This is a genomic window from Polymorphospora rubra, from assembly GCF_018324255.1.
Taxonomy (GTDB): domain Bacteria; phylum Actinomycetota; class Actinomycetes; order Mycobacteriales; family Micromonosporaceae; genus Polymorphospora; species Polymorphospora rubra.
Genome location: NZ_AP023359.1, coordinates 1,825,474 through 1,837,841, shown reverse-complemented (window position 1 = coordinate 1,837,841; position 12,368 = coordinate 1,825,474). Strand labels below are relative to the sequence as shown.

At 71.8% G+C, this 12,368-nt stretch carries 11 protein-coding genes; 8 read left to right on the top strand and 3 right to left on the bottom strand.

Translation table 11 applies throughout. The annotated features are described in order from the left end of the window. Positions 1–143 precede the first annotated feature (143 nt). On the top strand, positions 144–1,421 hold the full coding sequence (locus Prubr_RS08435; protein ID WP_246568455.1) for a glycoside hydrolase family 43 protein: 1,278 nt from the start codon (positions 144–146) through the stop codon (positions 1,419–1,421). A 49-nt stretch (positions 1,422–1,470) separates the two neighbouring features. Continuing rightward, positions 1,471–2,931 (top strand): family 43 glycosylhydrolase, encoded by a 1,461-nt coding sequence (locus tag Prubr_RS08430; protein WP_212823413.1) that lies wholly within the window; start codon positions 1,471–1,473, stop codon positions 2,929–2,931. Between the two features lie 16 nt (positions 2,932–2,947). Here Prubr_RS08430 and Prubr_RS08425 read toward each other — a convergent pair whose 3' ends face one another. The 3 genes from Prubr_RS08425 to Prubr_RS08415 all read right to left on the bottom strand — a co-directional run bounded on the left by Prubr_RS08425 (position 2,948) and on the right by Prubr_RS08415 (position 5,076). Beyond that, on the bottom strand, positions 2,948–3,439 hold the full coding sequence (locus Prubr_RS08425; protein WP_212823411.1) for a YfbM family protein: 492 nt from the start codon (positions 3,437–3,439) through the stop codon (positions 2,948–2,950). Positions 3,440–3,547: 108 nt separating this feature from the next. Then, positions 3,548–4,039 (bottom strand): hypothetical protein, encoded by a 492-nt coding sequence (locus Prubr_RS08420; RefSeq protein WP_212823409.1) that lies wholly within the window; start codon positions 4,037–4,039, stop codon positions 3,548–3,550. After that, entirely contained in the window at positions 4,030–5,076 is a 1,047-nt protein-coding gene (locus Prubr_RS08415; RefSeq protein ID WP_212823401.1) for a peptidase, read from the bottom strand. The genes Prubr_RS08420 and Prubr_RS08415 overlap by 10 nt, the downstream gene beginning before the upstream one ends. Before the next feature lie 630 nt (positions 5,077–5,706). Here Prubr_RS08415 and Prubr_RS08410 point away from each other — a divergent pair. Genes Prubr_RS08410 through Prubr_RS08385 form a run of 6 tightly spaced genes read left to right on the top strand, consistent with a single transcriptional unit; the run spans position 5,707 to position 12,308 of the window. After that, the gene (locus tag Prubr_RS08410; protein WP_212823399.1) at positions 5,707–6,375 is read left to right on the top strand and encodes a class I SAM-dependent methyltransferase; all 669 of its coding nucleotides are present in this window, start codon (positions 5,707–5,709) and stop codon (positions 6,373–6,375) included. Further along, positions 6,372–7,847: a class I adenylate-forming enzyme family protein gene (locus tag Prubr_RS08405; protein ID WP_212823397.1), complete on the top strand. Its 1,476-nt coding sequence runs from the start codon at positions 6,372–6,374 to the stop codon at positions 7,845–7,847. Before Prubr_RS08410 ends, Prubr_RS08405 begins: the two co-directional genes overlap by 4 nt. After that, positions 7,844–8,665 carry an alpha/beta fold hydrolase gene (locus Prubr_RS08400; RefSeq protein WP_212823389.1) on the top strand — a complete coding sequence of 274 codons (822 nt, stop codon included), beginning with the start codon at positions 7,844–7,846 and terminating at the stop codon, positions 8,663–8,665. The genes Prubr_RS08405 and Prubr_RS08400 overlap by 4 nt, the downstream gene beginning before the upstream one ends. Then, complete coding sequence (locus tag Prubr_RS08395; RefSeq protein WP_212823385.1) at positions 8,658–9,665, top strand: ATP-grasp domain-containing protein; 1,008 nt, start codon at positions 8,658–8,660, stop codon at positions 9,663–9,665. Before Prubr_RS08400 ends, Prubr_RS08395 begins: the two co-directional genes overlap by 8 nt. After that, entirely contained in the window at positions 9,662–10,828 is a 1,167-nt protein-coding gene (locus tag Prubr_RS08390; protein WP_212823382.1) for a phenylacetate--CoA ligase family protein, read from the top strand. The genes Prubr_RS08395 and Prubr_RS08390 overlap by 4 nt, the downstream gene beginning before the upstream one ends. Positions 10,829–10,862: 34 nt before the next feature. Continuing rightward, positions 10,863–12,308 carry a DHA2 family efflux MFS transporter permease subunit gene (locus tag Prubr_RS08385; RefSeq protein WP_212823380.1) on the top strand — a complete coding sequence of 482 codons (1,446 nt, stop codon included), beginning with the start codon at positions 10,863–10,865 and terminating at the stop codon, positions 12,306–12,308. The last annotated feature ends 60 nt before the right edge of the window (positions 12,309–12,368 follow it).

Here is a 12,368-nt window from a genome sequence, read left to right as displayed (position 1 = left end):
ATCGATGTTAACCTTCACAATGCTGACATGATGTCGACGCGGCGCAAGGTGCTGGCCGGGACGTTGGGGTCGCTGCTGCTGGCCGGGGCGGTCGTGGCCGCACCCCCGCCGCCACCGCGCAGACGGCCTACTCCGCCTATCTGATGGCCTACTTCACCGAGTCGCCCGGCCGGGTGGCCGACAACTACGGCCTGCACCTGGCGGTCAGCCCGGACGGGCTGAACTGGACCCCGCTGAACCAGAACCGACCCGTCGCGACACCGACCGCCGGCACCCGTGGCCTGCGCGACCCGTACGTCCTGCGCAAACAGGACGGCACGTTCGTCGTCCTCGCCACCGACCTGTACGGCACCGACTTCACCCAGCAGAACCAGTACATCCACGCCTGGGACTCGACCGACCTGCGCGGCTTCACCGGATACCGGCGGCTGAAGATGCACTCGATGCCCACGCACACCTGGGCACCCGAGGCGTTCTGGGACGCCGCCCGGGGCCAGTACGGCATCATCTACTCCGCCCGCAGCGGCAACCGGGACGCCTTCTACGTCAACTACACCGCCGACTTCCAGACGGTCGGCGCGCCGCAGCTCTTCTTCGATCCAGGTTTCAACGTGCTGGACGCCACCGTGCACAGCCACGGCGGAATGCACTACCTCTACTACAAGAACATGGACGACGGCCGGCTGTACGGTGCCCGGTCGGCCACCCTCAGCCCGCGCAGCTTCGACCGGGGCACCTACACCGGCGGCGTCGTCAACGGCGGCATCGAGGCCCCCATCGTCGTGAAGGCCAACGACCGCGACGAATGGTTTCTCTGGGGTGACTCCTTCGCCCCGAACAACGGCGAGCTGTACGCGTGGCGCAGCGGCGACATCCGCGGCGACGGCTGGTCGCCGCTGACCAAGGCGCAGTACACCCAGCCGCTGAACGCCAAACACCCCACCATCACGCCCATCACCGCGGCCGAGCACGCGAACCTGCTCGCCAGGTGGGGCGCCCCGGAATGGAACCGGATCAAGTCCTACAACTTCCCCGACCACCTCGTCCGGCACGCCGGCTACGCCGCCCGCATCGACCCGTACCCGTTCGACCCGTACGCCGATTCGCAGTGGCGGCTGGTGCCCGGCCTCGCCGACCCCGCGGGCGTGTCGTTCCGGTCGGTCAACTACCCCGACCGCTACCTGCGGCACTCGGGATACACGCTGGTGCTGGCCGCCGACGACGGGTCGCCGACGTTCGCCGCCGACGCCACGTTCCACCGGACGGCCGGCCTGGCCGATCCCGCGTGGACCTCGTTCCGGTCGCACAACTTCCCCGACCGCTACGTCCGGCACGCGGGCTACGTCCTGCGCATCGACCAGCTGTCGAGCGGATCCGCCGCCAGCGCCCGGCAGGACGCGACCTTCCAGATCGGCCACTAGCGTCCGGCGCGCCGCACCCGTGTCACCGGACCGCAGGAAGGAGACGCCGATGATCCGCCCCGACAGGTCCCACCCCACCGGCCTCGTCCGCCGCGCCGCCACCGCGACGGTGTTCACGCTGCTGGCGAGCCTGCTGGTGGCGGCACCGGCACCGGCCGCCCCGGCGGTCAATCACACCAACCCGCTGGTCGCCCAGCGGGCCGACCCGCACATCGTCAGGCACACCGACGGCTACTACTACCTGACCGCCACGGTGCCCGAGTACGACCGCATCGTGCTGCGCCGCGCCACCACCCTGCAGGGGCTCTCCACCGCCCCGGAGACCACGATCTGGCGCCGGCACACCAGCGGCGAGATGAGCGCCCACATCTGGGCACCGGAGATCCACTTCATCGACGGCCGGTGGTACGTCTATTTCGCCGCCGGGCGGGCCGACGACATCTGGCGGATCCGGATGTACGTGCTGGAGAACTCCGCCGCGAACCCGCTCGGCGGCTTGTGGACCGAACGGGGCCGGATCACCACGCCGTGGGACACCTTCGCCCTGGACGCCTCGACGTTCGTCGCCGGCGGGGTGCGTTACCTGACCTGGGCGCAGCAGGAACCGGGGATCGCCACCAACTCCAACCTCTACCTGGCGCGGATGGGCGCCACCCCGTGGACGATCACCGGACCGGTGACCCGGCTGACCGTGCCGACGTACGACTGGGAGACCCGCGGCTTCCGGGTGGCCGAGGGCCCGGCGGTGATCCAGCGCAACGGCCGGATCTTCCTGACCTACTCGGCCAGCGCGACGGACGCCAACTACTGTCTCGGCCTGCTCACCGCCGCCGCTACATCGGACCTGCTCAACCCGGCATCCTGGACGAAGAGCCCGACCCCGGTCTTCGCCAGCAACGCCGCCACCGGCCAGTACGGCCCGGGGCACAACTCATTCACCACGTCCGACGACGGGCAGAGCGACATCCTCGTCTACCACGACCGCAACTACCGGGACATCACCGGTGATCCGCTCAACGACCCGAACCGGCGGACCCGGATCCAGAAGCTGTACTGGAACGCCGACGGCACGCCCAACTTCGGCATCCCGGTGCCCGACGGCGCGACGCCGGTACGGCTGCGGTCGCACGACCTCACCGCCAACTTCGTCCGGCACTTCGCCTACCGGGGCCGGGTCGAGCCGAACGTGACGAACCTGGCCGACTCGCAGTTCCGGATCGTCACCGGGCTGGCCGGCGCCGGGTCGGTGTCCCTGGAGTCGACCAACTTCCCCGGCCACTACCTGCGGCACCGCAACTACGAGATCCACGTCGAGCGCGACGATGGCTCGGCCCAGTTCCGGGCCGACGCGAGCTTCGTACGCCGGCCCGGACTCGCCGACAGCGCCGGGATCTCCCTCGAATCGGGCAACTTTCCCGGCCGGTACGTCCGCCACCGCGCCGGACTGCTGTTCATCGAACCGGTGGGTACGACCGCCGAGCGGGGGTCGGCAACGTTTCACCTGGAGTGACAGCGGTGGCTGACGCTCACTGGTCGACGGTGAAGATCACGTGCTTTCCGTCGTGGGCGGCACGCTGGAAGAAGGCCACGACGTCGGTGAAGTTCGCCCAGGTGTATTCGAAGTCGTCGGCGCCGTAGTTCACGCCGTAGTCCTCGACGTCGATCGCCCGGTAGCCGGCGAGCAGCCGGTCGCGGTCGACCGGGACGAGTGCCTCGGCGACGTCGCGTACGCGGTCCGGGGTGAGGAGGCTGACGATGTAGTCGTCGTCCTCGTGGACCTGGACACCGCCGAGGATCGCGGCGTTGAGGGGGTAGTCGCCGTTGTCGTAGCCGAGCAGGCCGTCGGTCAGGCAGCGGTGGATCGCGTCCCAGGCCTTGTCGGTGTCACAGTGGTCGACACCGTCCGGGGCCTCCTCGATCCCGGTGACGATCGCCATCACCGCCGCGTCGCCGTCGGCCGACAGCAGCCGGGTCGCCGTCTCCCCGTCGATCGCGAAGTGCACACCGAGACTGCCCATGACCCGCTCTCCTTCACCGGAACCCGATCGCCTGGCGGGAGGGTACGGGAGCGGGCCGACACATCCGGGCCGGGCGGGGGAAGCCGCCCGGCCCGGATCGTCAGCGGATCACGGGGGCGAGATGCCCGGGGCCGCGCCGGACCCGAACGACCATCCCTCCACCGTGCCCGGTGCCGGGTTGTAGCTGGTGGCGCCGAGCGTGCTGTAGGACCAGCTGCCGCCGGCGGGGGCGTGCCAGTACGACCAGTACGCGCTCGCCGGCGGCGTGTTGACGCACGGCTCGGTGGTCGCGGTGGGCAGCCCGTCGAGGCGGCAGATGAACGCCAGTCCCCAGCGGGCCGTGCCGGTGACGGCGAAGCCGGCGCTCTGCAGGGCGGCCAGGCCGGTGGCCGGGTCGCCGGGCGCGCACCGTACCTCGATCGATCCGCCGAAGGCGGTGAAGTCGACGACGACCGTGACACCGGTCGTGCCGGTGCAGGCCGCGGCGTGCGCGGCCCGGGGTGCCGGCTCGGCGACCGTGAGGCCGGCGGTCAGCACCAGCAGTGCGGCGAGGGTCGCGGCCCAGCGTCGGGTCCGCACGATCGCCGTACTCACCGGCACGCCAGGGTGGGCGCGGCGCCGCGGGCGCCGGTGGCGGAAAGCTTCGCGAAGCCGACCGCGGCCAGCCCTGGGACGGCCTGGGCGGTGGCCCGGGGCGCGGTGGCCGGGTCGAAGCCGGTGCTGGTGTAGGCGACCGCGCCGCGGTCGGCCGTCGGGCCGGAGCAGCCGACCTGGAGGCCGATCAGGAAGATGTTCGCCCTGGCTGCGGAGATCAGCCGCCCGCCGGCCCACAGTGCCTGGGCGGCGAGGCCGGTGCTGTTGGCGTTCGGTTCGCCGGCCGCGTTGCCGAACGAGCCGTTCGCCGCCTGTACGCCGGTCAGCCAGGCGAGCCCGGCCGCCGCGTCGGCGTACCGGTCGACGGCGAGCAGGGCCTGCACGGCCAGCGCCGTCGCGTCGACGTCGCTGACGCAGGTGGCCTGCGCGAACAGCAGCGGATAGCCGCCGTCGGCGCAGCGGCTGCCGGCCAGGAACGCGGCGGCGGTGGCGGGGGCGCCGGCCGGGGTGCGGTCGAGGGCGAGCAGGGCGAGGGACTGGCTGAACGCGTTGCTGTAGTCGCCCCACGCGGAGCGGTCGGCGAACCGGCCGGACGGGTCCTCCAGGCTCCGCAGTTGGGCGACGAGGTCGACACCGCCGAACGCGGTCGGGTCGGCACCCCGGACCTGGGCGGCGAGGGTGAGCTTGGCGGTGGCGCCGGCGTACGCCTCGGTGCTGCCGTCGCCGACGTAGCTGGTGAGGATTTCCGGCCGGGCGAGCCAGGTGAGCGCCTTGGCGCCGTTCTCGTCGGCGACCTTGGCGGCGGCGAACGCGAAGATGGCGTCGATGGTGAGGCCCTGGTCGGGATAGCTGACGCCGCCGAACTCGGTCTCGAAGCGCTCGCCGTCGACCAGTTGGCGGGCGAGCCAGCCGGCGGCGGCGTCGGAGCGGCTCAGGGTCGGCGGGGCGGCGGCCGCGGCGGCCGGTGACGCGACGGTGAGGGCGGCGGCGAGTACGCCGCACAGCAGGGCGGGGAGTCTGTGCCGGGATAGCGAGCGAACCATGTGGGCACGCCTTTCCGGCCCGAAGGTAACGAGGCCGGAGGTCCCTGCGCCCACGGTGCGCGGTGGGGATTTATCCGGACTCCGTCCCGTGGGCCACGACGGGTGAGGAGCGGGTTTTGCGTGCGGGTGGGCATTCGGGCTCGCCGTCGGACACAATGCTGTGCTCGACGGCCTACCGTTGCGGGCCAGCGCCGGACTTCGACCGGACTTCCCCCACGGTGCACGCATCTTCTGTTGTGGACGGTAAGTCTTTCCGAGTCGCCCGCCCGGTGTCAATCCGCTGGTGGGTGGCATGTGCCACCCCGGATGTCACCGGCCCGACAGTCACTCTCCGCAATGTGGCGACGGTGCGACGAGCGTGAATTCGAAGGGCCCGTATCCGCCGGGTTCGTCAGATGATCTACCCGTTTCTAACTGAATGATCATCGTCTATAGTGATGCTCGGCGACGTGGCCAGGTGGCATTGCTGCCGGGTGCATTCTTTCTGGATCTCGGCAAGCAGGGGAGACCGGGTGAAACCGCTACACCACGGTCAATGTCTGGCGCGAATCCGGCCGCCCATTGTGGCGTAGCTCGGCCACCGCCCAGCCCTGACCGATCCATTGCCGTAAGGCTGATGGGGGGAGACCTGTGACCACCGAACTCTGGAATCCGGCGACCTTCGACGCGCTGCGGCGGCAACTGATCCCGTCGTTCGACCTCCTCTACGGCAGCGCGGTCAGCGTGGTCGCCATGTCGGTGCCCCGCCGGCCCCGCATCCTCGACCTCGGTGCCGGCACCGGCCTGCTCAGCGCGGCGCTGCTGGAGCGGCTGCCCGACGCCGAGCTGCTCCTCGTCGACCGCTCGGCGCCGATGCTCGCCAAGGCCGTGCAGCGCTTCGAGACCGTCGAGCACGTCCGCACGCTGGTCGCCGACCTCACCGACCCGCTGCCGGTCGGCCCGTTCGACGCCGTCGTCTCCGGCCTGGCGATCCACCACCTGCCGCACGAGGGCAAGCGCGACCTGTTCGCCCGCATCCGCGACGTCCTGCGCCCCGGCGGCCTGTTCGTCAACGTCGAGCAGGTGCTCGCCCCCACGCCCACGATCGAGGCGCTCTACGACCGCCAGCACGAGCAGCACGTGCACGACTCCGAGACGCCGGCCGACGAGTGGGCCGCCGGCCGCGAGCGGATGAAGCACGACATCTGCATCGACGTCGACACCCAACTCGACTGGCTACGGCAGGCCGGCTACGCGCAGGTCGACTGCCTGGCCAAGGACTGGCGGTTCGCCACGTACGCCGGGTGGACGGCGGTATGACCGCCGAGGAGCCGGACACGCTCTACGCGGCCGTACGCGCGGTCGCCGCGGCCCGCCCCGACGCACCCGCCGTCGAGACCACCGCAGGAGACGCGGTCAGCTACGCCGAACTGGTCGGGCTGGTCGACCGGCTGGCCGGCGGCCTGGCCGCCCGGGGCGTCCGCGCCGACGACAGTGTCGCCTTCGCGCTGCGCAACAGCGTCGGATACGTCGCACTGATCATCGCCGTGGCCCGGCTCGGCGCCCGCTACGTGCCGCTGATGGGCAACTTCGACGCCGCCGACCTGCGCACCGCGCTGGACCGTACCCGGCCGGTCCTGGTGGTGACCGACGGTCACCGCGACCTGCCGGCCGGGCCGCCCACCACGGGCCTCGACGAACTCGGCGCCGCCGACCCGCTCGCGGAGCCCATCGCCGGGGTGCACCACCGGATCTTCCGAACCCTGTGGACCTCCGGCTCGACCGGCTTCCCGAAACTGATGGCCTGGCGGCAGGACAAGTTCGTCCGGGAGCGCCGCCGGTGGATCGCCGACGTCGACATCCGCGCCACCGACGTGTTCCTCTGCCGGCACACCCTCGACGTCGCGCACGCCACCGACCTGCACGTCTTCGCCGCCCTACTGTCCGGTGCCCGGCTGGTGCTGGCCGACCCGACCGCTCCGGCGGACGTGCTGCTGCGCCAGCTCGTCGCGCACCGCGTCACCGTGATGAGCGCGCTGCCGAAGCACTACGAGGACCTGGTGGCGGCGGCGGACGGCGACCTCGACCTGTCCCGGCTGCGCCGGCCGCTGTGCGGCGGCGCCTACCTGCCCCCGGCCGTCATCCGGCGGGCGGACGAGGTGCTCGGCATCCGGATCCGGCAGATCTACGGCTCCACCGAGTTCGGCCTCGCGCTCGGCAACATGACCGACGAGGTGCAGGCCGACGCCGGCATGATCCCGGTCCACGGCGTCGGCACCCGCCTGGAACCCTTCGCCGAAGCGGTCGGCACCGAGCCGGACACCGGCGAGCTGGTCCTGCGGTCGGACTGCACCAGCGAGGGCTACCTCGACAACGACGAGGCCAACGCCCGCACCTTCCGCACTCCCGAGTTCTGGACCGGCGACGTCGCCCGTCGTGGCCCCGACGGCTCCTACCGGATCCTCGGCCGGGTCTCCGAGGCGCTGGCCACCCCGGCCGGGCCGGTCCTCGCGCCGATGCTCGACGACGAGATCGCCGGCACCGGCGCCGTCGACATCGCGGTGTGCCTCGCCGTCCACCCCGGCCGGTACGCCGCACAGGTCGCCGTCGCGGTCCGGCCCGCTCCCGGCCGGTCCGCCGACGAGGTCGGCAAGATCGTGGCGGACATCCTGGACGCCCACCGGCTCGACGGCACGGTCCGGTTCGTCGACGAGATACCCCGCACCCCGGTCGGCAAGATCGACAAACCGTTGCTGCGGCACCGCCTCGGCCTTACCGGAGGATCCCGATGAGCATCCACCACGACCGGGGCACCGGCCCGACCCTGCTGGTCCTTCCGGGCCTGGCCGCCACCGCCGGCTTCCTCGCCGAAGCCGTCGCCGACCTCGCCGTCGACCACCGGGTGGTCACCGTCGAGTTGCCCGGCCACGGCCGCAACACCGGCGGTACGGCGTCGCTGGCCACCGCCGCCGAGGACGTGCACCGCACCGTCGAGGCGCTCGACCTGCGCGACGTGACCCTGCTCGGCTGGTCGCTCGGCGCCACCGTCGCGTACGGCTACCTGGAACGCTTCGGTGCCGCCCGGGCCGCCGGGCTGGTCTCCGTCGAGCAGACCCCCCGCCTCGTCGGCGACGACGGCTGGCCCTACCCGGCCTTCGGCAACCTGACCACCGCCGCCGCCGGCCAGTTCCGGCAGGCCATCGCCGCCGACTACGGGGCGTTCGCCGACAACCTGGTCCGCGGCTCGTTCGCCGCCGGCGCCGACCCCGATCCGGCGGTCGTCGCCGACCTGATCGCGCAGGCCGGCCGGTGCGACCCCGAGGCGGTGGGCGCCCTGCTCGCCGACGCGGTCGCCGCCGACTGGCGGGAGCGGATCTCCCGACTGACCGTGCCGACCCTGCTCGTCCACGGCGCCCGCAGCCAGGTCTATCCCGGTGCCGTCGGCGGTTGGCTCGCCGACGCCATCCCCGGCGCCCGGCTGGAAACGTTCGACCACAGTGGACATCTGCCGTTCATCGAGGAACGCGACCGGTTCACCCGTACGGTCCGTGAGTTCGTCGCCCGGGTCGCCGCGCCGGCCCGCACCCCTGGGAGTGAAGCCGATGGCTGACACCACCGCCACGTCCCCCGCCCGCCGGCTGAGCTGGATCTACCCCGACCGGGGCACGGCCTGGCAGCGCCGCGCCGAGGACGAGGCCGTCTGGGAGCCCTACCGGAAGGTGGCCGCCGACCTCGGCCTGGAGATGACCCTGAACAAGCCGGAGGAGGTCGCGGTCGACACCACCGACGCGACCCGGCCCAGGGTCTACCTCAACGGCGACCCGGTGACCCCCGCCGACACCATCTTCGTCACCTCGCTCTACTCGCTGCCGCACCAGAGCCAGGACGTCGAGAACCAGCTCTTCCTCTTCACCATCCTGGAACGGGCCGGCTTCTACCTGCCGATCCCGCCCGCACTGTCCTACATCGGCGAGGACAAGACCGCCACGATGCTGCACCTGCGCGACAGCCCGGTGCCACTGCTGCCGACCGTACGGGTGATCGGCGGCCGGGAGGCGATGAGCGGCCACTACGACCCCGCCTTCGCCAACCTCGACTACCCGATGATCGTCAAGCCGGCGTACTGGGGCATGGGGCTCGGCATCTCCGTCGTACACAACGTGCACGACCTGCGCGGCGTTATCGGCCTGGCCGGCGGCTCCGACACCGCGCTCGTCGCCCAGCCCTACCTGCCCGGCGTGCACGAGAAGCGGGTCTACTGCGTCGACGGCCGGGCGCACACCGTGCTGGAGGGCGTCAAGGACGGCTACTGCCTGATGGTCACCAAGGCGGTCGGCGGCCGGCACGAACGGGGCTACGCCACCCTGCCGGCCGACCTGGAGGACGCGATCGCCTATGCGGCCTCCCGGCTGCCCACCCCGTACTTCTGCGTCGACTTCCTCATCGACGGCGACCGGTACTGGATCTCGGAAATTGAACTCGACGGTGCGGTCGCCTTCAACGGCGACCCCGAGCAGGACCGGATCGCCGAATCCATCGTCCGGTCCCGCTTCCAGGCCTACCAGGCCGGCCACGCCGCCTTCGTGGCCGGCGGGGGAGGGCCGGCGTGACCATCGGTCAACTGCCCTGGCAGGACATCCTCGCCCAGGCCCGGTGGCTGGCCGACCGCGGCGGCGCGCCGGTCCCCGACGGCGCCACCGGCCTGGAAGGGTTGGCGGTGATCGGCCCGGCCGAGATCCTCGCGGTCTCCCGGCACATGTCCCGCGACGGGGGCGGCATCCTGATGTCCAGCGGCGGCACCACCGGGCGCCCGAAGCTGACCTTCGTCAGCTATCACCAGGCGCACGACCGGCTGCTGCGGCAGTGGCGACCGCTCGCCCCCGGCAACCTCATGCTCAACCTCTTCACCCCCGGCCGGATGTGGGCCTCGCACTACTACATGCAGGCGCTGGCCGAGCACAGCCGCTGCGACATCATCCCGGCCGGCCCGCACTCGCCTGCCGAGATCGTCGACTGGATCCCGATGTGGAACGAGGTCGGCGTCGACGCGGTCTGCGGCACCCCGACCGCACTGGCCGACCTGGCCCGCGGGGTACTCGACTCCGGACTCGTCCTGCCGCTGAAGAAGCTGATCTGGATGGCCGAGCCGTGGACCGACGACAAGGAGAAGACGGTCCGTGCCGCCTTCCCCGACATCGGCTTCTGGGGCAACTACGGCTCCGTCGAGACGTACGTGATGGCCACCAACACCCCGGCCTGCGACCTGTCGGTGCTGCACCTGATGCCCGACCAGGTCATCGAACCCGACGACGCCGGCGCCCTGCTCTCCCGACGCGGAACCGGCTGGACGGTGCCGACGGTCCGCTACCGCCTCGGCGACCGGGTCGCGGCCGCCGAATGCCGCTGCGGACGGCCGGACGCGCTACGCGTGCTCGGCCGCGCCGACGACGCGATCAAGCTGCACGGCGCCCTCGTCGGGATCGGCGAGGCCCTTTCGGTCGTGCGCGCCCAGCCCGGCGTCCGCGACGCCCAACTGGTGCTCACCCGCGGCGCCGAGTCCCGCCACTCCGTACGCCAACTCACCGTCCACTTCACCGGCGACGCCGACCCCGGCGCGGTCCAGGAGCGGCTGCTGCGCGAGTTCTACGACCTGGGCGTCATCGCCCAGCACCACCCGGACGCGATCACCACCGAACGGGTCGCCGCCCTCGGCCGGGTCGAACGCACCAACAAGATCCCGCCGATGCTGTGGCGGGAAGCGGCCCGGCCCTGACCACGACCGACGAGCACCCGTGGAGCGGACCGACATGACGAAGATGCGGGGCAACCCGTGGGCGATCCTGGCCGTACTGGCGCTGGCCTACTTCCTGACCCAGTTGGACGTGGCCGTCCTGGCCGTCGCCATCCCGAGCGTGATGGCCGACCTCGACGCCACCACCGACCAGGTGGTCTGGTCGATCAGCGCCTACATCTTCGTGCTGGCGGTCGTGCTGATCACCGCCGGCCGGCTCGGTGACCTCTACGGCCGGCGCCGGCTGTTCGTCATCGGCGTCGCCCTGTTCACCCTCTTCAGCCTCACCGCCGGGCTGGCCGAGACACCCGGACAGCTCATCGCCTCCCGGGCCGCCCAGGGCCTCGGTGCCGCACTGCTCACCCCGCAGACCCTCGCGTTGCTGGTCGAGTTCTTCCCGGCCGACCGGCGCGGCATGGCGCTCGGCATCCGGGGCGCGGTCGGTGGCGTCGCCGCCGTCACCGGCCCGGTCGTCGGCGGCGTACTGGTCAGCGCGCTGGACTGGCGGTGGGTCTTCCTCGTCAACGCCCCGCTCGGCGTCGCCATGCTGGTGCTCGCCTGGTTGGTCATCCCGGAGACCCGCCCCGAACGCCGGCACCGGCTCGACCTGCTCGGCGTACTCATCGCCTCGGCCGCCCTGTTCTGCCTCACGTTCGCGATCAGCCAGGGCGAGCGGTACGCCTGGAACGGCTGGATCTGGGCACTGCTCGCCGGCTCCGGGGTCCTCTTCGCCGCCTTCGTCGTACAGCAGCGCGGCCGGCAGGACAGTGAACCGCTGGTCCCGTTCGGCCTCTTCCGCGACCGCAACTACACCCTGATGAACGCGTTCTCGCTGACCACCTCGGGCACCGTCATCGGCCTGGTCCTGGTGCTGTCGCTCTTCCTGCAGTCGGTGCTCGGCATGGACCCGCTCGCCGCCGGCCTGGTGATCGTGCCGGCCTCGCTGTTCTCGACCCTGTTCGACCCGGTCGCCGGCAAGCTCTCCGAACGCGTCGAGGGCAAGCATCTGCTGCTGGTCGGCGCGGTGCTGACCGCCGGCGGCATGCTGTGGGCGATGACCGCGATGTACGAGGGCGCCGACTGGCAGTCCTTCGTCGCGCCGATGAGCGTCATCGGGATCGGCAACGCCTTCCTGTTCACGCCGTTGGCGGTCGTCGCCCTCGGCGGCGTGCAGCCGAAACTCGCCGGTGCGGCGTCCGGCGTACTGGTCACCTCGCTCCAGATCGGCTCGATGATCGGCTCGGCCGCGGTCGGCGCCGTACTCCAGGGCACCGGTGTCTCGGTCACCGCCGAAACGGCCCGTACGGCGATGCTGCTGCTCGTCGTGGTGGCCGCGGTCGGCGCGCTGGCCTGCCTGGCGGCCCGCCCCAACCTGTGTACGACGACCGACGGTCCGAAGCCGCCGCCGGAGAGCGACCCGGACCGACCGGTGGCCGCCGCCGCCGACCCGGTCGACCGGTAGCGGCCTCGCCACACCGAGGCGGGCAGCTACCGGGTCGGGGCGGGCCAGCACCGAACCGGT

Coding starts and splice junctions, on each gene's coding strand:
- Prubr_RS08435 (WP_246568455.1), top strand. CDS start 144: ATGGCCTACTTCACCGAGTCGCCCGGCCGGGTGGCCGACAACTACGGC.
- Prubr_RS08430 (WP_212823413.1), top strand. CDS start 1,471: ATGATCCGCCCCGACAGGTCCCACCCCACCGGCCTCGTCCGCCGCGCC.
- Prubr_RS08425 (WP_212823411.1), bottom strand. CDS start 3,439: ATGGGCAGTCTCGGTGTGCACTTCGCGATCGACGGGGAGACGGCGACC.
- Prubr_RS08415 (WP_212823401.1), bottom strand. CDS start 5,076: ATGGTTCGCTCGCTATCCCGGCACAGACTCCCCGCCCTGCTGTGCGGC.
- Prubr_RS08405 (WP_212823397.1), top strand. CDS start 6,372: ATGACCGCCGAGGAGCCGGACACGCTCTACGCGGCCGTACGCGCGGTC.
- Prubr_RS08400 (WP_212823389.1), top strand. CDS start 7,844: ATGAGCATCCACCACGACCGGGGCACCGGCCCGACCCTGCTGGTCCTT.
- Prubr_RS08395 (WP_212823385.1), top strand. CDS start 8,658: ATGGCTGACACCACCGCCACGTCCCCCGCCCGCCGGCTGAGCTGGATC.
- Prubr_RS08385 (WP_212823380.1), top strand. CDS start 10,863: ATGACGAAGATGCGGGGCAACCCGTGGGCGATCCTGGCCGTACTGGCG.